This is a genomic window from Halobacillus massiliensis (assembly GCF_900166625.1).
In the GTDB taxonomy this organism is placed as follows: domain Bacteria; phylum Bacillota; class Bacilli; order Bacillales; family Halobacillaceae; genus Halobacillus_A; species Halobacillus_A massiliensis.
In genome coordinates this window covers 3,606,329-3,628,383 of record NZ_LT800499.1, presented here as the reverse complement: position 1 = coordinate 3,628,383, position 22,055 = coordinate 3,606,329, and the positions used below count along the sequence as shown (strand labels likewise).

The following is a 22,055-nucleotide window of genomic DNA, read 5'->3' as shown; positions in this document are numbered from 1 at the left end:
TAAATTAATCCAGGAGGAATCGATATGGAAAAAATAAAAGTAGCCGTAATAGGGTGTGGAAGCATTGCTCAAAAGCGGCATTTGCCAGAATATGAAGCAAATCCTCAAGTGGAAATTGCGGCGGTGTGTGATATCAAGGAAGAGCGGGCAATTGAGATGGCTCATAAGTATAAGGCAGAACCCTTTACCTCTTATAAGGAAATTTTAAATAATAAAAATATTGATGCAATTAGTGTGTGTCTGCCTAATTATCTGCATGCACCAGTCACTATTGATAGTTTAAATGCCGGAAAACACGTGTTATGTGAAAAACCTATGGCTGTCTCTATAGAAGAAGCAAAAACTATGAATCATTCAGCACGTGTGAACAATAAAAAGCTGATGATTGCTCATAACCAGCGATTTGTTTCCTCACACAAAAGAGCAAAGCAGCTGCTTGGATCAGGAGAACTCGGGAAAGTTTATAGTTTCAGAACGACCTTCGGGCACCGCGGGCCGGAGAAGTGGAGCATTGATGGCAGTAACAGCTGGTTCTTCAGGAAAGAGGAAGCCTTTGTAGGAGCTATGGGAGATCTTGGTGTACATAAAGCCGACTTAATCCGTTATTTATTAGGAGAAGTCAGTGAGGTAGGGGCCTTTGTAGAAACAACTGCAAAAGAAAATACAGCGGTCGATGATAATGCGGTCTGTATTTTTAAGATGGAATCTGGTGTTGTAGGGACGCTTACGGCCAGCTGGTCCTATGTTTCAGAAAATGATAACTCGACAGTGATCTATTGTGAGAAAGGAATCATCCAGCTTGAGAATGATCCTGATTACTCATTGAAGGTTCATTATCAGAGTGGAGAAAAGGCACATTTTGAGCTTGATAAAATTCAGTCAAATGATGATAAAGGACCGACAAATACACACGTCATTGATCACTTTGTAGAAAGTATTGTTCTGGATACAGTTCCTTTAATTACAGGAGAAGAAGGAATGAAATCATTACAGGTCATTCTATCAGCTCTAGACTCCAGTGAAACAAAGAAAATTACGTCCATTCCAAAAGAACCGGCACATATTTCTAAATAAAACGTCAGCTGAATTTCTTTTTCCCTATCAAACTGGATTTTTTATCGTCCGGGTTTTTTTATTGTCGAATTGACGTAATTGCTGGATTATTTAATAATTAAGTAGAGACATATTTTAAATAAATATGTTTTTCAGAATTAACAAGGCGGAGGAGGAAATTTGCAATGTCATCAGATCGATTAGTAAAAGGCAATCAATCATTTACCAGTAAAATTTTAGAGCAGGATCCGATATTTTTTGAAAACTTAAAGACTGGACAGTCTCCTGAGTATTTCGTCATTTCCTGCAGTGATTCTCGTGTAAGCCCATCCGTAATCTCAGAATCCCCGCTTGGCACTATGTTCGTTCATAGAAATATTGCCAACCAGGTGAGGGAGAATGACGAAAGTCTTACATCAAGTCTCTACTACGCCCTCGCTCATCTTAAAGTAAAAAAGGTTATTATTAAAGGACATACAGAGTGTGGAGGAGTAGCGGCTGCAAAAGCAGGTAATGAAGAACCATACTTGAAAAGCTGGATCGGCGGTATAAAAGAAGGTTTTACCAACCAGGGTCATTCTACGGAGGATGACTTAAATGAACTTGTCAAAGCGAACGTTAAAGCACAAGTAGAACAGATGAGACAGCACCCTGTCTATAAAGAATACGGGAAAGACACCGAAGTGGAAGGCTACTTATTCCACCTTGGCTCCGGAAAGCTTGAAAAGTTAGACGTATAAAAGTGAGATCAATCCTGCCGAATAGGCAGGATTCTTTATAACTTGCAGATCGAGTAAAGAGGAAATTAAAGGACACCTATCGAAATAGTTGAGTGAGACTCAACGAGGAGGAGATACAGTGAAGTACATCCGTTTTCTAAAAGACGAAGAAATTTATTATGGTGTGGTGAAAGGAAATTCCATCACTCAATTGGATGGAGATTACATAATGGGAGAAACTCGTCCACTTTCTACAGAATTTAATATAAACGAAGTAGAAGTGCTTCCACCTGTGGAGCCAAGTCAGGTCATTGGCATTGGATTAAATTATGAACTCCACGCGGAAGAAACGGGCAAGCCCCTTCCAGAAGAACCCATGATGTTTATGGCTTCGCCTAGTGCTGTAATTGCACACAACTCGTCCATCGAGCTGCCAACGCTGGAGCATCGGATCGATTATGAAGCAGAACTTGTAATCGTTATTGGAAAAGAAGCGAATAATGTGAAGAAAGAAGAGGCTTACTCTTATATCTTTGGTTATACAGTCGGAAATGACGTTTCTGATCGTCATCTTCAGAAAAAAGACGGGCAGTTTACGCGGGCGAAATCTTTTGCCACATTTAAACCTTTAGGACCAGTGATTGAAACAGAACTTGATCCGAACAACGCTCCTATAAAGCTGAAGCTGAATGGAGAAGTTAAACAGGAGTCCAACACCAATGATCTCATTCACGATATTGCTGGCTTAATTGAAAAAGTCACTGAAGTCATGACACTAAAGCCGGGTGATGTGATTTATACAGGTACACCATCAGGCGTGGGACCACTCTCCCCTGGAGATGTTGTTGAAGCAGAGGTTGGCGGTATTGGAATTTTACAAAATCACGTAAAAGAAAAAAGCTAGTAAATGCACGACCACACTCTCCTGCCTTATTGGCCATATAATGTAATATCCTAAGGCTGTCCGGCAGGGAGGTGCAAGCTAGTGAAATATGATGACAGCGGTCTAAGGAGAGGTTTTAAACCAGGTTTCTGTGTGTTCCCCAGCTATAAATATTGTGGCCCGGGATGCAGCGGACCAGGTGTGCCGCTTAACGAAGTCGATGCAGCATGTAAGGAGCACGATGAATGTTATCTAACAACGAGAAATTATTGTTTGTGTGATGAACAGTTTATTTACAGGCTGTCTTATCTGCAAAATCCTTATACAATAGAGGGAAGACATGCAAGAACGATGCTGCGTTATATGAAGATACAGCGTTTCTTTACATGTGGTTTCTAATAAAGTTTGAAATTACTTCATACAAAAAGGCGTTTCTTAAAAGGAAGCGCCCTTTTGTATATAAACGATCAAAAAATGGTTCTAGTTATTAAGAACAACACAGATGGAGCTAACAGGCATCCAAGCCCTGTATAGAAAGTCGCTGTCATGGCTCCGTAAGGCACAAGTTTTGGATCAGTTGCTGCCAATCCTCCTGCTACACCGCTAGTAGTTCCCATAAGCCCACCGTAAACAATAGCTGATCTAGGATTATTTAACCCAATATATTTAGCAATAAAAGGAGTACCAATCATTGTGAGAATAGATTTAATCAAACCAGCTGCAATACTTAAAGCTATGACTTCTGAACTTGCTCCCAGAGCTGTTCCGGTCACAGGTCCAACTATGTAGGTGGCTGTCCCCGCACCAATTGTAGTCAGACTCACTGCGTCTGTATATCCAAACAAAAAAGCTATAATTACACCAACTATAAATGACAATAGGACTCCCACTACTAAAGAAATAATTCCTGGCAATCCTGCCTTTTTTATTTCATCCAGGTTGGCTCCAAAAGCAGTAGCGACAATAGCAAAATCTCTTAGCATTCCTCCGCCCATTAAACCGATACCAGTAAAGATCCCAATATCGGCAAGCCCTTTTTCGCCACCGGTGCTAATTCCACCGATATATGCGAGAACAAGCCCCACTATAATAGCGATGGCAGACCCATGAATTCTGCCGCGAGTAAGCTTGTCTGACAGGTAATAGGAAATATAGATTGTAATTCCAACAACGGCAAAGGAAACAATAAGTCCATTTTCTGAAAATGTATTACTTAATATTTCTAACATTGTCTGCTCCTCCTAGCTCTTCATTCGAAAAAGTGGATTCTTCTTTCCCAATGCTGCTAAGTAATGGGACCATGGCCCAGCTTGCAATAACAGCAGTTATTCCAGCGACTGCAGCCAATGGTCCTCCATCAAGAGCTGCTACTACATTTTGATTGGCAGCCATAGCGATGACAATTGGAATATACATCGCTCCCCAAAAAGACATGCCTTCTTGGGATTTAATATTTAATTTATTATTTTTCCTAAGATAGTCTATTAATAGAACAAGAATCAGCATTGCAATACCTACACCGCCAACATTAGCATCAATACCAATAGCTACTCCTAATAACTCTCCGGAAACTACACCAAGCAACATACAAATGGCTAATAGAGCCACTCCGTAAATAACCAAGTTATTTCACCTCATCTTTGAATTTTTTTTATCCACGTGTTCCTGATTTCAACCAACAATTTAAAATTCATAAATTCAACAACACAAACAGCAGATAAAGTAATTCTCAGGGTGTCCTAAAGGTTTTTGAAATTTATTGCGGTGCTAAAAAGATTCTTAAGACTATCCCTCCTTTTTAGAAAGCGTTTACATTTTAGCCGATGATCAACTGTCGACCGTTTCATATTCCTCATCATAGATAAAGATGAATGGAAATGCAAACCTTTTTTACAAATTTTCTAAAAATATTGAATCATTAAACTATTTGTTGTACAATTTAATCGACAGTCGACAGCTGAAGGAGGTTCCCTATGAGTCAATCGAGTCTTAATCATAATGCTCTATCTAATCAAATTGCTGAGCGTATTAGTGAACAAATTATTTCAGGGGAATTAAAACCGGGAGAGAAAATAGTAGAAAATGTATATGCTACAGAGTATGGAACAAGCCGTGCCCCGGTTAGGGAAGCTATATATCTGCTCACAATTGAAGGTTTAGTAGAAAGGATTCCCAGAAAAGGGGCAATAGTTAAAGAGCATACTGAAAACGAAATTAACGATTTGCTGGAAGTAAGAATTATGCTCGAAGCTTTGGCAATGAAACGAATTCAAGAAAAAGGTGTAGATCATAAAATTTTAAATGAAATGGAAGCTCTTTATGAGAAAATGATTTCGGAAAAAGACACCACTCATTATACAGAACTAAATCATGCCTTTCACTTAAGCTTAATTAATATGAGTAAAAGTGAAACCATAAAAAAAATGTACTCCCGTTTGGAATTGCCTTTACTACGGGTACAGAATATTTCTTTTGGAGGCGAAGGAAATATTAAAAAGTCCGTGAGGGAGCATAAAATTTTAGTAGATCTTCTAAATGAAAATAAGGTTGAAGAAGCTGCAGAAATACTACAGCAGCATAACTATGACGTTATTTCCAGCATCCAATCTCAGCTATTTGATAATCAAATACAATATAAAGAAAAAGAAGGGTAATACAATCCCTTTTTCTTTATATTGTATTTGGTCGACTGACGACTAAATGTCAATCGAGAGGGGGATTCTATGTCAACTGCTTTTCTTTTTCCAGGACAAGGCTCACAACAGCCTTCCATGCTGAACAATTTACCAGAACACGCAGAAGTTAGGAAAACTTTGAATGAGGCGAGTGAAGCTTTAAATGAAAGCGTTTACCATTGGGGTGATCCTATTAAGTTAGAGTCTACGGTTGCGGCTCAAGTATGTTTGCTGACTTCGGGGGTAGCTTCTGCACGGATGATGCTAAAGGAAGGAGCTGTACCTGACTTTGTAGCAGGTCACTCTGTAGGGACATTCGGAGCAGCTGTTGTTTCAGGCGTCTTAGATTTTAAAGATGCCGTTCGTCTGGTACGTAAGCGAGGGGAACTGATGGAAAGTGCTTTTCCAATAGGGTATGGAATGGCTGTTATCCTGGGATTAACGGAATTCGAGGTGAGAGATCTTCTAATGGATTTTACCAATAAAAATAAATCTGTTTATCTGGCAAATATTAATTGTCCTCGACAAATTACGGTCGCAGGCTCTCTTAATGAATTAAAGCAATTTACGAAACTGGCTCTGGAAAACAAGGCACAGAAAGCAGAACTTCTTGAAGTCAGTGTTCCCTCTCATTGTCCACTGCTTCTTGATGTATCTATAAGCTTGGAAGCTGAGCTGGAAAAGCTTGCTCTGAGAAAGCCTGCCATTCCTTTTGCTGGAAATAGGAGAGGACGAATATTAAGAACAAGCGAAGCAATCAAAAGAGATTTGGCCTGGAATGTATCCCAATCTGTTAAATGGCACGAAGCGACATCTTTATTATACGAACTGGGTGTGCGTTTGTTTATAGAAATGCCGCCTGGTAATGTCCTTACAGGCTTAGTAAATCAGTCTTTTTCTGCAGCAAGAGGGCTGTCTATCTCAGACAGCGGGCCGCATACAGCTGCAGTGCTTGCTCATAGGTTGAACAATTAACCGAAAAGGAGAGAAGAAAATGACAATTAATATTGTGACAGAGAATAAAGATAGAAGCTGGACGACTAGAAGAGATGCTAAAAAGAAACGAATTGATCAAGTGAATATGGTTACAGACGGAAGAATTATTCCAACTGACAAAATTGTAGAAGTTTTAGAAAGTGTTATTTTACCTGGAGACCGGGTGGTACTGGAAGGGAATAATCAGAAACAGGCTTCCTTTCTATCACAAGCACTTGCCCAGGTAAATGCTGATAAGGTTCATGATTTACATATGATTCTCTCAAGCATTTCAAGACCGGAGCATCTGGACATTTTTGAACAAGGAATTGCTAGTAAAGTAGATTTTGCTTATGCAGGGCCGCAAAGCTTGAGGATTGCACAAATGATTGAAGATAAAGAATTAACTATGGGGGAAATACACACTTATATTGAATTATATGGACGTCTTTTTATAGATTTAATACCTTCGGTAGCTCTGGTTGCTGCGGATAAAGCAGATAAGGATGGAAACTTGTATACAGGAGCCAACACGGAAGAAACTCCTACACTGGTAGAATCGGCGGCCTTTCGTGATGGGATTGTCATAGCTCAAGTGAACGAAATAACAGATGACCTCCCACGTGTAGATATTCCAGGTTCCTGGGTAGATTTTGTAGTGGAAGCAGATGAGCCTTATCAGCTTGAGCCTTTATTTACGAGAGATCCAAGACATATTACCGATATCCAGGTTCTATTAGCTATGATGACCATTCGTGGTGTTTACGAGAAACATAACGTCCAGTCTCTTAATCACGGGGTGGGCTATAATACAGCAGCTATTGAGCTCCTGCTTCCTACTTATGGAGAATCACTAGGTTTAAAAGGGAAGATATGCAAGCATTGGGCTTTAAATCCTCATCCTACTATGATCCCGTCTATCGAATCAGGCTGGGTGGAAAGTATACATTGCTTTGGCGGAGAAGTTGGAATGGAAAACTACACATCCCAACGCCCTGATGTTTTTTTTACAGGACCGGATGGAAGCCTTCGATCGAACCGCACCCTTTCACAGCTGGCTGGGCAGTATGCAGTTGATTTATTTGTAGGCTCCAGCTTGCAAATCGATGCCAATGGAAATTCGTCTACAGTAACGAAAGGGAGATTGGCAGGGTTTGGGGGAGCCCCTAATATGGGACATGATCCTAGAGGAAGACGGCACTCGACCCCGGCATGGTTAAATATGATAAATTCAGATGACCCTCTTGCACGGGGGAAAAAGCTGGTGGTACAAGTAGTAGAGACTCATCAAACAGGGAATGCGCCAGTTTTTGTTGAATCACTGGATGCCATTGATGTGAAAAATGAGGCAGGCTTAGCTACGGCTCCCATTATGATTTATGGCGATGACGTTACTCACATAGTAACAGAGGAAGGAATCGCTTATTTGTATAAAGCTAAAAGTTTAGAAGAACGCCGCCAGGCATTAGCTGCGATAGCGGGAGTTACTCCAGTTGGCCTAAACCATTCCAGCAGATTAACGAATCGTCTACGAGAAGAAGGAATCGTGGCCTTTCCAGAGGACATTGGAGTCCGTCGTTCTGAAGCAACCAGATCTCTGCTGGCCGCAAAAAATGTGGAAGAACTTGTGGAATGGTCAGGGGGTCTTTATCAGCCTCCTCAGAAATTTCAAAGTTGGTAAGGAGGATAACCAATGAATTGGAGCAGTGCTAAAGAGTGCAGGAAAATATTAAGTGATTGGGCGGTTGACTCATTGGTACAAGAAGCGGAGCTCGCTCCTAAGCCAGGACTTGTAGATCCACAAGATCAAGGGGCCCATGAAGATATGAACTTTGAATTAATGATTAAATCATCTTTGTCTCTAAAAGAAACGTTTGCAAATATAGCCGAGATTTCTTACAAGAGGGAGCCAAGCCAGGAACTTCGTGAACAAATTGCTGAGATTGGCCGTGAGGGCGAAAGAAAGATGATGAAAGCTACAGGTGGTGTAAATACTCACAAAGGTGCTATTTGGGGGATTGGTCTTTTAACTTCCGGAGCTGCTGTAAATACACCAGGAACGAATATTAAAAAAGTTGTTGAGACAGCTTCTTTCATATCACGTTTTCCAGATCGTTTTGCGCCTGAAATTTCCACCAATGGTTATAAGCTTTATAAGAAACTTGGTGTAAAGGGAGCGAGAGGAGAGGCAGCTTCGGGATTTCCTCGCTTAATAAATGTAGCTTTACCTCAGCTTAGTGAATCGAGGAGAAAAGGAAGTTCTGAATCTTCGGCAAGACTCGATACTTTAGTAGCTTTAATCGCATGTTTAGAAGATACTTGCATTCTTCATCGCAGTGGAATATTGGCATTGCGTTTAATTCAGGAAAAAGCCCGGCGAGTATTACAAAACGGTGGGGTTTCTAAGCCGGAAGGCAGGATGGAGTTAAATGATTTGAATCATTTACTGCTGCAATACAATAGTTCCCCTGGTGGAAGTGCTGATTTACTTGCTGCTGCTTTATTTCTGGATCGATTAAACAGTCATAGTTCTCTTAAAGATCGAACGATGGCTGTAAATTAAGGGAGGATAAAAAGGTGGAAACTATGATTTTTGAATATCCTGCTGAAAAGAAAATTGCTAAAAAAGCCCATGTAGGGGTGGTAGGGTCTGGAGATTTAGAAGTGCTCGTAACTCCTGCCAAAGAACCGCGTATTCAAATTAAAGTAAGAACTGGGATGACGGGTTTCAATGATACCTGGAAGAAAGTAATTGAACGTTTTTGTGATCAGCATGGGGTGCGGGCAGACTTTCAAGTTAATGATTTTGGTGCCACTCCAGGTGTAGTGTCCTTACGACTTGTTCAGGCTTTGGAGGTGAGTAATAGCTATGAAGATGCTTAAAACGAGTTTTGCAGAATTAACTGCGAGAAAGAGAGCAAAAGCCTTATTAGATGAGGGGACGTTTCGGGAACTGTTAGATCCCTTTGAAGGAGTGGAATCCCCCCATTTAGAAACACAGGGAATCGTACCTCAAAGCGATGACGGAGTGGTCGTAGGTAAAGGTGAATTCAATCAGGAGCCTGCCGTGATAATCGCTATTGAAGGGAGCTTTCAAGGCGGAGGAATTGGGGAAGTTTCTGGAGCGAAAATAGCTGGAACGCTGGAATTAGCCCTACAGGATAATAGGAATGGTCTTCCCACAAAGGTTGTTATTCTATACGATACAGGCGGAGTTAGACTTCAGGAAGCTAATTATGGCCTGTTAGCGATCGCTGAAATTGGTGCGGCGATCTCTGCACTTCGTGAATATACACCAGTAATCGGCATTATCCCAGGTAAAATCGGATGCTTTGGTGGTATGTCTTTAACAGCCGCATTATGCAGTTCTCTAATTATGACCAAAGAGGGAAGACTTACACTTAATGGGCCGGAAGTTATCGAACAGGAAGCAGGGATCGAGGAATTTGATTCCAAAAACAGAAGGTTGATATGGAACACAATAGGGGGAGAACAGCGATTTTCCATGGGGTTTGTAGATCATTTAGTTGAGGATGACTTAATGGCAGTACGAGAAATAGTTAAGAAAGAAATAAAGCAGGATCATGCAACACTTTTTCGAAGTGAACAAGTGGATTTATATCGTACCCGCTTAAAGTCTATTGATCCGTCACAACCAGAGAATATAAGTAAAACAAAGAAAAATTGGAATCATATAGATGCTGCTCAATCTGAGACAAGCATTCTTTCTTCTATTGAAACCAGTCATGTGGAAAGCAGAGGAAGAACATGGTTTTCTTCATTGACTGGAGAATCAGAAAATAAAGAAACACCATCTGTACTATGTACGGATAAAGAATCAGATGGTGAAATGATTCGTTTTATCTCTGTTGTACCAAACCCAAACAGTAGATTTCCACGTGCGAGAAAAGGGGAAGTAGGCTTAGAGGAAGGATGGGCCATTGCTCATTATGTACAGGAAGCCATGGAGCAGGATAAAGATGGGAAGCGAAGAGCCATTGTCGCCATTGTGGATGTACCAAGTCAGGCCTATGGGTATAATGAAGAATTTTTCGGATTACATCAAGCGGGAGCAGCAGCGGTTGATGCTTATGCTAAAGCACGGCGGGCCGGTCATCCAATTATTACATTAATCGTAGGTAATGCGATTTCAGGCGGTTTTCTTACTCATGGGCTCCAGTCTAATATTCTTTTAGCTTTAAATGACCAAGGGGTAAACGTCCATGTTATGTCAAAACAGTCTGCCGCTCGTATTACACGCCGTACGATTCATGAACTTGAAGAGGCTACGAAGAAGACACCTGCGATGGCTTATGATGTAACTTCTTTTGCTGAATTAGGCGCACTATATGAACTAATTGATGGAATAGATGCAGACCATCCGGATAGTAATGATATACAAATGTTAGAAAGTAAAATAAAAGAAGCAATACAATCTGCAAGAAGCGGAAAAAAGGATTTAAGAAACAGGTTGGAAGCAGATAAAGCTAAAAGCAGCCGAAAAGCTTCGATTGAAGTTCGACAGAGGCTAGCAGATTTATGGAATTGACTCCTCATGACCTTTTAAGAGTTAATAAAACGGTCGATCTAGAGGCTTCTTCTATCCCTAATTGGGTTTATCAATCTTTACGGGAAGCTCCTTTTGTTGTTGTCCGGCGAGCTCCTATTATGAATGGAAAAGTTCCCATAGGAGTCCGCGGGAAAGACAGGACCCAACGGTTTGGGGCATATATTGATTCAAAAGCAATTTTAGAACGTATTGCCCCTCCTGATATTGTACTTAAAGAGATATGGGAACTAATAAAGACTTCCAGTCCTCTCCCGGCTGTAATAGCCTTGGAGGATGTTCAAAAAATAATGGAAGAATTCAATCTGATGTGGGGACCCGGGGGAAGTGTAGGTTTTGAACTGGTAACCGGACATCCGGCAGTTAAAGAGTCGAGTGACTTAGATATCATCATTTATTCAGAAAAAGCTATTTCATTAGTTGAAGCGTCAGACTTGATGTATCGTTTAGAAAATCTGCTGAGTATATCTATAGACGTACAGGTTGAGACCCCTTATGGTGCTTTTTCCCTTAAAGAGTATGTAAGAGGAACACTCCCCTTATTATTGAAAACAAAAGCAGGGGCAGTTTTGGTAAAAGATCCGTGGAATCAAGTAATCCTTGAGAGTTCATATGACTAATAAAAAGGACAGCAGACCTGCTGTCCTTAAAGTGTTTATGGTTCCTAGTTATATATGGAAGCTTTCCACGGTTTTCCATACTCTTTCTCATTTTGGAGAAGAGAAAAAGCTATTCCTTTTACTGTATAAAAAGGAACGAAGCTGGGAGCTAGTTTTACTCGCGACTCTCACCTTGGCTCTTCAAATTAAGAAAAGGAACTGGAACTGGTTTGTGCATGTGGTTACTCATCAAAGGCCTGCTTAGGATCTCTAAGATTTAGTTTTCTGCTTTTCAAGGAATAATATAATAGTAATGGTAAGGGCAACACATAAAGCAATTTTAATCAATCCGAAGATGGGAGAAAAAAGGACAGCCATTCCAACGATTACAGCAACTAATCCATAGACAGGTGTTTTATAGGCAAACTGACCAAGTACCCCGCCGAAAATGGCAGGCAGTACAAAATTAAAAGCACTCTCTACGGAAGGGGGGATAAGAGAGATAACGTATGTACCTCCGATTATTATAAAAACAATGACAACGACATTCACTAAGGAAGCAACGGCGATGCCGAAGACTCCGGCAATTTCAGCTTTTTTCGAACCACTCTCTGCTCCTATAGCTTTTTGTGCAGCAACAGAACAAGGTAAACACATGTTGGCGATGTTTCCTGTTAAGAAAGCTAAGTAAGTCCCGGCCACACCTAGAGTAGGGTAGTATGTGATCGGTTCAAGCACCCACATAATCCCGATGAATCCCGCATAACCTGCAAGCCCTGTAAAAACAGCTCCCCATCCTGGATGGGCACCAACGATAAAGGACATATACAGGGGAGGAACGAGACTCATAAATATCAGTACAAAAAGAGTTAGACGACCCCAAAAATGTGCGCTATTATGAAAGGCTTCCATCGAATGATCGGCTCTGGATTCATTCTCGGCATTTTGTGAAATAATCTTCTCCTGGCTAAGACTCATTCATTTTCCTCCTTGTGAATTTTTATGAATAGTTAAACGAGTGTAGAAACATAAGCACTTACCATACCAATAACCATGGCAATTCCAAGGGCCCATTCTTTTAACCAAGCGGTATTTCTTTTATCAGCAATTATCATAATCATAACCATAGAAACGAGAGCAGTCACACCTGCAACCAAATGGTTCAGACTCAATACCATCTGGTCACTGGCAAGGTATCCGAAAGCCCCTAGCATAGCTGCTGTTGATATAATTCTCATGGCTTTTGGATTTCGTTTTTCGATTTTTTTCTGCGTATTTCCTAAGGATTTGGTGAAAAAAGCAGTAAAGAGAAGCCATCCCATCCCGCCCAGGCACATTGTCCAGACAACTGTAGTAAAAGCCTGAGTTGAAAAGTTGTCGGAGGTTAATTCTACTCCAAACGCTTGAGCCCCTACTCCTGCTGCCGCTGATTCAGTTGCGGCTGAACCAATAATAGCAATTCTCATTAAGGTTAACGGAGCACCGAGAATGGCAATAAGTGAAACAAGGACAATAGCTATGGCGAAAGAAGGACCTATTGAACTTATAAATCCTGTTCTTATCGAAGTTTTTACTTCATAAGGCGTCATACCAATCTCGGGTGCTGTTTTTTTGGCTATCATCAAAAACATGATCGCTTGGAAGATAACAATACCAACGAAGATAAAAGCCATAATCCATAGAGGAGCACTGTTAGCAAGATTCATTACCTCACTTCTCAAGAAAATTCCTCCCTTAATTATCTAATCGATTCTTTTTTTGGGGCTACAGATGGATTATTACTTGCCAGATAATCAAAAGCAGAAGCGATAAAAAGTTTCGCTATATATAACATCGCTTTTTCCTGAACATTGAACATGGGATGGTGATGAGGATAAACTTCAGCATCGTTTTCTAACGCACCGCCAACCCAGAAAAATGTTCCTGGGACCTCTTTTAAATAATAAGCGAAATCTTCCATTCCCATCTGAGGGGGAAGTTCCTGGACCATTTCTTTGCCGAATAAGTCCGAGGCAATTTCACGAACTCTGTCAGTTTCCTTCTCATCATTTACAACGGCAGGGTATCCTCTAACGTATTCATACTTAACGGAAGCCCCCAATCCGCTGCATGTTGAATGTGCTATTCTGCCGATTGATTCTTCCACCCAATCACGCACTTCTTCATCGAATGTTCGGACGGTTCCCCGAATATTCACTTTGTCAGGAATAACATTGTAACTGTCTCCTCCATTAAACGAAGCTACAGTCACAACCGCCGACTTAAGCGGATCAACCTGCCGGCTAACAATTTGCTGAAGGTTTAACATCAGCTGACTCCCGATGATAAGAGGGTCGACACCAAGGTGTGGTGTAGCAGCATGGACTCCTTTTCCTGAAACCTCAATATCAAAGGTGTCCCCATTGGCCATGGAATATCCTTTATTAACCCCAACCACTCCTAAAGGATCACGAGAGCTGACATGGGCTCCATAAATAACATCAACTCCATCAAGACAGCCATCCTGAATCATGAACTTGGCTCCTCCGGGAATGACCTCTTCCGCAAATTGATGAATAAATACAATGTTACCTTCAATTGCCTCTTTATTTTCACTTAATACTTTTGCAACACCTAGCAATCCAGCTGTATGAATGTCATGACCGCAAGCATGCATTACACCAGGGACGGTAGATTTGTACTCTACATCTTTTTCGTCCTGAATGGGAAGAGCATCAAAGTCTGCCCGCAAAGCAACCGTTCTTCCAGGCTTATGGCCTCTCAAAATACCGACCACGCCGCGCCCGCCTACATCTGTTTTAACTTCCAATCCTAAGTTTGTTAGAAATTTGGCGACTTTTTTAGGTGTGTGAATTTCTTTGTGGGAGAGTTCCGGGTGCATATGAAGATCTCTACGGATATCAACTAACTCTGGATACACTTCTTCTAATCTGGAAAACAATTTTTCTTTCATAAAAAATCTCTCTCCTTTTATATTTTTTATTTATAATCAGCAATTTTAGAAAGTGTTGAAATCTCCGGTCTTTTTTCGCCATATTTAGTTGCTTGTTCGAATATGTAGCCAAGCTGCAATACCTCATAATCCGCGCGGTGAGGGCCAACTATTTGAATTCCTAATGGCAGCCCATCGGAAGTGAACCCGCTCGGTACAGACAAAGCAGGATTACCCACAGCAGAAATATAATAGCTGGACTTCATCCAATCGATATATGATTCCATTTTTACTCCATTAATTTGTTCGGGATATTCAATATCAGCAGGAAAAGGGGGAACTTGGCTAACTGGCAGGATGAGAGCATCGTATTTATCAAAAAATCCCCTCATTCTGTGAAATAGCTCATTTCTTAATAGTTCAGCTCTTCCAATATTTATTCCACTGAGCCCTCGTCCTTTCTCGAGATTCCATTTAAAACTGTTCTTCATAACACTTTTAAATTTTTCGTACAGCTCTCTGTGTGACATTTCCATTTCCCAGGCTCTAAGAGTATGAAAGACTTCATCAGCTTCAGACAAAGCAGGACAAGCTTCTTCCACCTCAAATCCTAACTTCTCAAAAATTTTTGCTTGTTGCTCTACATTGGACCTTATGGACTCCTCTACAGGTAATAGGCCTCCTAAATCTGCAGACCAGGCTATTCGTAGACCTGAAAGTTTATTAGAAAAAGGCTGATTAAATAACGAACCAGATTCATCAATGGATAGAGGGGACTTGGAATCTGGGCCGGAAATTACGGACATCATGAAAGACGCATCTTCTACATTTCTTGCAACAGGTCCCTGGACAGCCAGAGGTGAATAAAGAGCAGGTTTCGGATATGTAGGAACACGTCCTGGTGAAGTTCTCATTCCGACCACATTATTAAAAGCGGCGGGATAACGACAGGAGCCTCCCATATCGCTTCCATCTGCAAAAGGCAGCATTCCACAAGTAACAGCAGCTGCTGCACCCCCGCTGCTTCCGCCTGCTGTATAGGATAAGTTATAAGGGTTTCTAGTAATACCAAATACTTCATTGAAAGTATGGGCACCTGCTGCAAACTCCGGAACGTTTGTTTTGCCAATAACTATTGCACCTGCTTGCTTAAGCCGTTCAACAATTAAGTCATCCTCTTGTGAAAGATTGTCCCGTAATGCAAGAGAACCACTAGTTGTTGGGAACCCTTTAGCATTATGAGTATCCTTTATAGCAATAGGCAGTCCGTGTAAAGGCCCTATTTTAAGGCCTGATGACAGAGTACTATCCGCTTGATCTGCCATTTTATAGGCATAGTCTTCATCCAGCGAAACAATAGCATTAACCTTTGGATTTATTTTTCTAATTTGGTTTAAATGAAATTCCATTACCTCACGAACGGAAACTTCTTTCGTGTGAATCGACTGAGAAAGATGGCGTGCAGAAGAAAAGCAATTGACATCACTCATACTTTTGGCTCCTTTATTTAATTAGTTAGGCCATTAGTCGTTTGTCGACTTTACAAAAATAAATAATTGGGACTAATTTGAATTTAAGCTGGGAAGTTTTATTACAACAGAGGAGTTTGGAAACAAGATGATAAGAGTGAACAGTTTGTTTAAGAGAATCTTTGAGGTTGTCATTCAATGATAGTTATATTAATAAAGTTATTTAAAAGTTAGAATACATGTATGTCACTTAAAAGTCAAACTATTTAAAATATTTTGATGAGTGAAAAATAAATGAGAAATTGTATGTCATCCGGTTGACATAGAATTGATTCGGGAGTACAATCCATACAAATAAATCGTTTTCATAAAAGGAGGATCCTCTGTATGAGAGTTGTATTTTTAGCATTAATCTGCACCCTCGTTCTTTCGGGATGTAATGAAGAGCCAGCTAGTGTGATCGATGGCGAAGAAATCATCGAGCTTTGGGTTCAAACTTCTAAAGAAAGTGCCGAAGGACAGGTAATGTATGAAACAGTCCAAGAGTTTAATGAAGAATTTGAAGGCAGGTATGAGGCTAATATTGAATTTATTCCACGGGGCGGGGGAGGAGGCGGTTATGAAGATAAAGTCAATGCAGCTGTGTCTACAGATACGCTGCCAGATGTTCTAACATTAGACGGGCCGAATACAGCTGCTTATGCAGAAGCTGAAATTATTGCACCGGTAGGGTCGTACATTACAGATAGGGAAGACCTTTTACCAAGCATTATTGATCAGGGTACATATGATGGAGAGCTTTTTGCTGTAGGATATTCTGAATCTGGAGTAGGAATCTATTATAACAAAGAGATGTTTCGGAAGGCCGGCATAGATTTAGAGAATCTGCCCACTATTGAAGAACCGTGGGATTGGAATCAATTTATGGACATATCGAAAAAGCTTACGGAAACTTTCAAGGAACCTGCGATAGACATGGGACTGGATGACAAAAGTGAATGGCTGATGTATGCATTTACTCCTTTTCTTTGGTCGCAAGGAGGGCAGGTCGTTTCAGATAACGGGGAAAAAGCTAAAGGTTACTTCAATAATGAAGATGGTTTAAAAGCGATGGCATTTATTCAAGAGATGCAAAATAAAAAATATACTACCATTTCTCCCTCTGAAAGCGGATTTGAAACTGGGAAATATCCCATGATGATGAGTGGTTCATGGTCAATTCAACAGTTGGAGACAAATTATCAGGATATCGATTATGGGATCCTGCCTTATCCTGTTTCTCCTGAAACAAATGAGCTTGTTTCCCCGACAGGGAGCTGGCAGTATGCAATGACAACAAACGCCAGAAATAAGGAAGCTTCCGGTGCATTAATAAATTTTATGACAAGCACTGAAGCGATGGTAGATATAAGCCTTGGAAATAGCGTTCTTCCTGCAAGATATTCAGCGGCAGACGAGTTAAAGGACCTGGTTACACCACAGATGAATACCTTAATTGAACAAAACCAGGCTTCTGGGAAAGCGCGTCCTGTCCTACCAGCTTACCCTCAAGTGACAAGGGCATTCCAGCAGACGGTTGCCGGCCTATCTTTCTATGAAAATGAGAAAGAGTTAAAGGAATTGCTAGATGAGAAAGCTCAGGAGATGCAGACAGCAATAGACAGGAGGAATAAATAATGGAGAATACAGTGGGTTATTCAAGAAGAAAGTCGAGGAGCCTGGATACTATCAAATTCCACTTCCAGCCTCTTTACTTCTTACTTCCGGCTTTGCTTTTACTAGGGATATTTTTATTTCTGCCTTCTTTGCTGACTATTTACTATGCGTTTACAGATTATTATTTATTAACACCCGATCAGCGCCAATTTGTAGGTTTCAGTAACTTCGTACAGTTATTCAGTGATCCTGTTTTTTTAACAAGCTTTCAAAATATCTCCGTGTTTGTAGTCTGTATTATTGTAGTACAAGTAGGCGCTGCTCTTGGGCTCGCTTTACTAATTAATAACAACAAGAGTAAAGGCGGTTTATTCTTAAAAGTAGCTTTTTTTTCTCCAGTTGTAATGTCATTAGTCGTTATTTCTGTCTTGTGGCTTTATTTATTAAATCCATCGGACGGTCTTATAAATTCTTTTCTTCAAGGAATTGGAATTGATGCTCAACCATTTCTAACAAGTCCAAACCAGGCTATTTTCGCTATTGTTTTCGTATCAGCCTGGCAGGGAGCAGGTTATCAAATGCTGATTTTTTTGGCTGGCCTGCAGAATATAACAAAAGAAGTTTATGAAGCGGCTAAAATTGATGGGGCAAATAAGTGGCAGAGCTTTCTTCATATTACCCTGCCGTTGTTAAGACCTACGACTACTTTAATTATGTTCACTACATTAATTGCTGCTTTCAAATTAATTATTCAGCCAATGATTATGACACAGGGAGGGCCGTTAAATGCAACGATGACCCCAATTTATTATATCTATCAGACTGGTTTTACTGATCGTTTAGTTGGTTACGCGAGCGCCATGACGGTAGTGTTTGGAGTGCTGATTGCGATAGTAAGCTTTATGCAGAGGAAATTAGCGAAGGAGGAAATTTAAAATGAAAGGGTTAATCAAAACTATAAAGTATGCACTGCTGATACTGCTTGCTTTCTTTTTTATATTTCCTCTTATATGGATGGTGTCCTCTTCGTTGAAGTCTGAGGAAAATATTTATCAGGATTTAAACAGCATTCAAGCGCTTCTTCCTTCTTTTCAATTAGCTGAATGGCTGAATTCTTACCAGCAGTTATTTGAGCGCTTTGATATTTTTAATTACCTATTTAATAGTGTGCTTTATGCAGCGATTGTAACAGTAGGTTCGATCATTATTAATGGGATGGCGGGCTATGCATTTGCTAAGTTCAGCTTCTTCGGAAAAAACCTTTTGTTCAGCCTTCTTCTAGCCATGTTAATTGTGCCGGTAGAAACAATAATCATTACTCAATTTACAATCATTCATAATTTAGGTCTGGTGAATAGTCGTTTGGCTGTTGTATTACCGTTGCTTGCCAATGCCTTCTTTATTTATCTTTTTAGGAACTTCTTTATCGCTGTACCTGATTCAGTGATAGAATCAGCAAAGCTGGAAGGAGCGGGTAATTGGAAAATCTTTTGGAGAATTATGATGCCAATGTCGAAACCAGCAGTTGCAACTGTTGGGACGCTGTCTTTCATAGCCAGCTGGAATGATTATATTTGGCCGCTGATGATTTTAACAGATGGGGAGAAATTTCCTCTCCAAGTAGCGATCACGAATATTAATTCAACCGAGCCGGTATTTACTAACCAAATTATGGCCATTTTGACCATTTCAACTATACCACTGATCATCGTTTATATTGTGGCACAAAAGTACTTACTTCAAGGGTTGGGGAGTACAGGATCAGGATCTAAGTAAGGCTAATTAAACTGGAGGGAAAAATAAATATATGACAATTACGAATGTGACACATAAAGAACAAATCAACAAAGCAATGGATGCTCTAGAAACTTCAAAAAAGAATGTAGTAAATGCACAGTATCGCTTAAATTATCATTTTATGGCACCAGTGAACTGGATGAATGACCCAAACGGATTAATTCAGCATAATGGAACTTATCATATGTTTTATCAGCACCATCCCTACAGTGTAAACTGGGGACCGATGCACTGGGGACATGCTGTCAGCACTGACTTAATCAATTGGAAACATGAAGAGATTGCGCTTGCTCCATCTGAAAGTTATGATTTTCAGCAAGGAAATGAAGATATTGGATGTTTTTCAGGAAGCGCTGTTTCGGTTGGTGAAGAGATAGCTTTAATCTATACGGGCCATGTCATAGGAAAGTCACCTAAAGAAGTTCAGGCTGTAGCTTTTTCAAAAGATGGACTTAATTTTAGAAAATCAGAAAAAAACCCTGTGATTCTTCCGCCCGCAGGCGTAAGTAAAGATTTTCGTGATCCAAAAGTGTGGAAAAAGGGTGATACCTGGTATATGGTAATTGGCTCTAGCATTGATGGAAATGGTGCTGTTCCTTTATTTAAATCTGAAAATTTACTTCAATGGAGTTATATGGGCCCTGCTTTAACAGGAGATGGAACCCAGGGGGACATGTGGGAATGTCCTGACTTATTTCCTATTGGAAATAAGCATTTGCTTATTGTATCTCCAATGAATATGGACAATGGTAAAAATATTATTATGGCAGGGGAAATGGATTATGAAAATGGTCGATTTACTCCTGAATCAGTAAAAGAAATTGACGAAGGAGATGACTTCTATGCAGCCCAGACCTTTGTAGATGAAAAAGGAAGACGAATTTTAATTGCCTGGATGGATACGTGGCAGACAGACTTTCCGACAAAAAGTGAAGGATGGGCAGGAGCTATGACAATCCCGAGGGAGATTATATTAGAGAACGGGGAAGTGAAATTCCTGCCTGTAGATGAACTGAAGAATCTTAGGGAAGAATTGACAACATATAAGAAAATAAAGCTCTCTCCTAATGAAACAGTTGATATAAATACTCAGAATACATTTAAGGACAGTTACGAAATGAAAGTTACTATTGATTTAAGAAATACAGGTAAAACAGGGAGTGCGGGACTATATCTTCGAATCTCAGCAGATGGAAAAGCAAAAGCAAAAGTTTATTATGATATAAACGAGCAGGAATTAGTGGTAGATACGACATTAGCGGGTGGGAAGACAAACCCTACAGTGAGCAGGGCTAAAGTAGAGAATCCTGGAGATTGTTTGACTCTAAGGCTGTTTATGGACACCTGTTCTTTAGAGGTTTTAACGGATGACGGAAGAACGTGGATTACTTCAAGAATTTACCCATCAAAAGAAAGTACAGGAATTTACACGTTTACGGAGAATGCTTATGCGATATTTAAAGATATTAATATGTGGACATTGAGAAAAGTCATCGATTAAATCAATAAAAAGACCAGATGCTGTTTCAGCATCTGGTCTTTTTATATTGTTTTTCCGCTATGGAAAGTGGCGTTAAGTCTAATCTCATCCTTGCTCACAGGTTTTGTTCCTTCCATTTGCTGAATCAAAAGTGATACAGCAGATTCGGCAATATCGCTGATGGGCTGTTTCACCGTAGATAATGCGGGGAAGATGGTGCGAATGGTTTCTGTGCCATCATAGCCCACAACTTTTAACTGTTCAGGAATTTGTATATGTCTTTTCTCAGCTTCTCTAATCACAGCTAATGCGATCATATCATCACTGGCAAATACGCCTTCAATATTAGAATGCTCATCAAACATTTTGTTGATGATTTTTACTTTTTCCCCTGCTTCCACAAAATCTTCCGGGATTTCATAAGTAATAGGGGAAAGGCCGTTCTCTATCATGATATCTTCGTATGCCTTCCTGCGAAAGTTTGCAGGTGTCTGCAATTCTTTAGGACCATTTAAGTGTATGATTTTTCTACAGCCAGCTTTTAACAGTTTCTGAACCGCCATTTCACCTCCCTGGTAATTGTTTGAGCCTACTACAGGGATGGATTTTGATAAATAATGGTCGATGGCCACCGTCGGCAGTTGGTGTTGATTATAGTCCAGCAGGCCTCGGTTATATGTACATACAATTACACCATCCACTTGATTTCTTCTTAACATCTCCCAGTACTGTTTCTCCTTTTCTGCATTGTTTAAACTGTTGCAGATCAAGGCTTTATATCCCCTCTGCGAGCAGTAATTTTCAATATCTGCTGTTAACTCGCCAAAAAAAGGATTCTTAGTGGTTGGGACGATTAATCCTATAATATAAGTCTTTTTATTATAGAGTGATCGGGCCAAATCATTTGGAATATAATTAATCTCTTCCATTGCCGTGTATACTTTTTTCTTCATTTCTTCACTTATGTATCCACGGTTATTCAATACCCGTGAAACGGTAGTTGGAGAGACTCCTGCCGCTTTTGCCACGTCTTGGATCTTCGGCTTCATTAGTGTGTTTCTCCTTTATTATTAAAGTATTTAATCCATTCTAGTATACAATATATTATCGACGTAAAGATATGGATTCAACACGCATGTTTATATTAGTAAACGTCTGATTGAGTTATTATTATTTCAAGGTTCATCGGCAATAACTTAAACTGAATTTAAGGTGAATTAAAAGGGCTGCCACAAGAGCAGCCTTTTTTG

General features: G+C 40.2%; 22 protein-coding genes. 15 read left to right on the top strand and 7 right to left on the bottom strand.

Annotated elements, in window-relative coordinates; all coding sequences use genetic code 11:
* Nucleotides 1-24 precede the first annotated feature (24 nt).
* The 4 genes from B7E06_RS17995 to B7E06_RS17980 all read left to right on the top strand — a co-directional run bounded on the left by B7E06_RS17995 (nucleotide 25) and on the right by B7E06_RS17980 (nucleotide 3,054).
* The gene (locus tag B7E06_RS17995; RefSeq protein WP_082235314.1) at nucleotides 25-1,074 is read left to right on the top strand and encodes a Gfo/Idh/MocA family protein; all 1,050 of its coding nucleotides are present in this window, start codon (nucleotides 25-27) and stop codon (nucleotides 1,072-1,074) included.
* Between the two features lie 164 nt (nucleotides 1,075-1,238).
* A complete protein-coding gene (locus B7E06_RS17990) occupies nucleotides 1,239-1,793 on the top strand; it encodes a carbonic anhydrase (RefSeq protein WP_082235313.1) in 555 nt (184 codons plus the stop codon).
* A 118-nt stretch (nucleotides 1,794-1,911) separates the two neighbouring features.
* Nucleotides 1,912-2,676 (top strand): fumarylacetoacetate hydrolase family protein, encoded by a 765-nt coding sequence (locus B7E06_RS17985; RefSeq protein ID WP_082235312.1) that lies wholly within the window; start codon nucleotides 1,912-1,914, stop codon nucleotides 2,674-2,676.
* Nucleotides 2,677-2,757: 81 nt separating this feature from the next.
* On the top strand, nucleotides 2,758-3,054 hold the full coding sequence (locus B7E06_RS17980; protein ID WP_082235311.1) for a phospholipase: 297 nt from the start codon (nucleotides 2,758-2,760) through the stop codon (nucleotides 3,052-3,054).
* A gap of 68 nt (nucleotides 3,055-3,122) precedes the next feature.
* Here B7E06_RS17980 and madM read toward each other — a convergent pair whose 3' ends face one another.
* Nucleotides 3,123-3,884 carry a malonate transporter subunit MadM gene (gene madM / locus B7E06_RS17975; RefSeq protein ID WP_082235310.1) on the bottom strand — a complete coding sequence of 254 codons (762 nt, stop codon included), beginning with the start codon at nucleotides 3,882-3,884 and terminating at the stop codon, nucleotides 3,123-3,125.
* Nucleotides 3,865-4,278: a malonate transporter subunit MadL gene (gene madL, locus B7E06_RS17970; RefSeq protein ID WP_082235309.1), complete on the bottom strand. Its 414-nt coding sequence runs from the start codon at nucleotides 4,276-4,278 to the stop codon at nucleotides 3,865-3,867. Before madL ends, madM begins: the two co-directional genes overlap by 20 nt.
* A gap of 350 nt (nucleotides 4,279-4,628) precedes the next feature.
* Here madL and B7E06_RS17965 point away from each other — a divergent pair, with 350 nt between their 5' ends.
* From B7E06_RS17965 to B7E06_RS17935, 7 genes are all read left to right on the top strand, one after another.
* Nucleotides 4,629-5,309 (top strand): GntR family transcriptional regulator, encoded by a 681-nt coding sequence (locus tag B7E06_RS17965; RefSeq protein WP_082235308.1) that lies wholly within the window; start codon nucleotides 4,629-4,631, stop codon nucleotides 5,307-5,309.
* A 69-nt stretch (nucleotides 5,310-5,378) separates the two neighbouring features.
* Entirely contained in the window at nucleotides 5,379-6,305 is a 927-nt protein-coding gene (locus B7E06_RS17960) for an ACP S-malonyltransferase (RefSeq protein ID WP_082235307.1), read from the top strand.
* Nucleotides 6,306-6,324: 19 nt separating this feature from the next.
* Nucleotides 6,325-7,986, top strand: a complete 1,662-nt coding sequence (mdcA, locus tag B7E06_RS17955; protein ID WP_179134088.1) for a malonate decarboxylase subunit alpha — start codon at nucleotides 6,325-6,327, stop codon at nucleotides 7,984-7,986.
* Nucleotides 7,987-7,998: 12 nt separating this feature from the next.
* Nucleotides 7,999-8,868: a triphosphoribosyl-dephospho-CoA synthase gene (locus B7E06_RS17950; protein ID WP_082235306.1), complete on the top strand. Its 870-nt coding sequence runs from the start codon at nucleotides 7,999-8,001 to the stop codon at nucleotides 8,866-8,868.
* 14 nt (nucleotides 8,869-8,882) lie between these two features.
* Nucleotides 8,883-9,188: a malonate decarboxylase subunit delta gene (locus B7E06_RS17945; protein ID WP_082235305.1), complete on the top strand. Its 306-nt coding sequence runs from the start codon at nucleotides 8,883-8,885 to the stop codon at nucleotides 9,186-9,188.
* Nucleotides 9,175-10,854 carry a biotin-independent malonate decarboxylase subunit beta gene (locus tag B7E06_RS17940; protein WP_082235304.1) on the top strand — a complete coding sequence of 560 codons (1,680 nt, stop codon included), beginning with the start codon at nucleotides 9,175-9,177 and terminating at the stop codon, nucleotides 10,852-10,854. The genes B7E06_RS17945 and B7E06_RS17940 overlap by 14 nt, the downstream gene beginning before the upstream one ends.
* Complete coding sequence (locus B7E06_RS17935; protein WP_082235303.1) at nucleotides 10,845-11,492, top strand: malonate decarboxylase holo-ACP synthase; 648 nt, start codon at nucleotides 10,845-10,847, stop codon at nucleotides 11,490-11,492. The genes B7E06_RS17940 and B7E06_RS17935 overlap by 10 nt, the downstream gene beginning before the upstream one ends.
* Before the next feature lie 249 nt (nucleotides 11,493-11,741).
* Here the strand turns inward: B7E06_RS17935 and B7E06_RS17925 are convergent, their stop codons facing one another.
* The 4 genes from B7E06_RS17925 to B7E06_RS17910 are packed head-to-tail and all read right to left on the bottom strand — an operon-like array spanning nucleotide 11,742 to nucleotide 15,893.
* A complete protein-coding gene (locus B7E06_RS17925; RefSeq protein ID WP_082235301.1) occupies nucleotides 11,742-12,449 on the bottom strand; it encodes a small-conductance mechanosensitive channel in 708 nt (235 codons plus the stop codon).
* Between the two features lie 32 nt (nucleotides 12,450-12,481).
* Complete coding sequence (locus tag B7E06_RS17920) at nucleotides 12,482-13,192, bottom strand: DUF5058 family protein (RefSeq protein WP_245807768.1); 711 nt, start codon at nucleotides 13,190-13,192, stop codon at nucleotides 12,482-12,484.
* Nucleotides 13,193-13,209: 17 nt separating this feature from the next.
* A complete protein-coding gene (locus B7E06_RS17915; RefSeq protein ID WP_082235300.1) occupies nucleotides 13,210-14,424 on the bottom strand; it encodes a M20 metallopeptidase family protein in 1,215 nt (404 codons plus the stop codon).
* Between the two features lie 26 nt (nucleotides 14,425-14,450).
* Nucleotides 14,451-15,893: an amidase gene (locus B7E06_RS17910; RefSeq protein ID WP_082235299.1), complete on the bottom strand. Its 1,443-nt coding sequence runs from the start codon at nucleotides 15,891-15,893 to the stop codon at nucleotides 14,451-14,453.
* A 366-nt stretch (nucleotides 15,894-16,259) separates the two neighbouring features.
* Here B7E06_RS17910 and B7E06_RS17905 point away from each other — a divergent pair, with 366 nt between their 5' ends.
* The 4 genes from B7E06_RS17905 to B7E06_RS17890 are packed head-to-tail and all read left to right on the top strand — an operon-like array spanning nucleotide 16,260 to nucleotide 20,826.
* The gene (locus B7E06_RS17905; RefSeq protein WP_082235298.1) at nucleotides 16,260-17,549 is read left to right on the top strand and encodes an ABC transporter substrate-binding protein; all 1,290 of its coding nucleotides are present in this window, start codon (nucleotides 16,260-16,262) and stop codon (nucleotides 17,547-17,549) included.
* The gene (locus B7E06_RS17900; RefSeq protein ID WP_082235297.1) at nucleotides 17,549-18,463 is read left to right on the top strand and encodes a carbohydrate ABC transporter permease; all 915 of its coding nucleotides are present in this window, start codon (nucleotides 17,549-17,551) and stop codon (nucleotides 18,461-18,463) included. Before B7E06_RS17905 ends, B7E06_RS17900 begins: the two co-directional genes overlap by 1 nt.
* Nucleotide 18,464: 1 nt before the next feature.
* Entirely contained in the window at nucleotides 18,465-19,304 is an 840-nt protein-coding gene (locus tag B7E06_RS17895; RefSeq protein ID WP_082235296.1) for a carbohydrate ABC transporter permease, read from the top strand.
* Nucleotides 19,305-19,335: 31 nt separating this feature from the next.
* Nucleotides 19,336-20,826, top strand: a complete 1,491-nt coding sequence (locus tag B7E06_RS17890; RefSeq protein ID WP_082235295.1) for a glycoside hydrolase family 32 protein — start codon at nucleotides 19,336-19,338, stop codon at nucleotides 20,824-20,826.
* A 41-nt stretch (nucleotides 20,827-20,867) separates the two neighbouring features.
* Here the strand turns inward: B7E06_RS17890 and B7E06_RS17885 are convergent, their stop codons facing one another.
* On the bottom strand, nucleotides 20,868-21,854 hold the full coding sequence (locus B7E06_RS17885; protein ID WP_082235294.1) for a LacI family DNA-binding transcriptional regulator: 987 nt from the start codon (nucleotides 21,852-21,854) through the stop codon (nucleotides 20,868-20,870).
* Nucleotides 21,855-22,055: the final 201 nt, after the last annotated feature.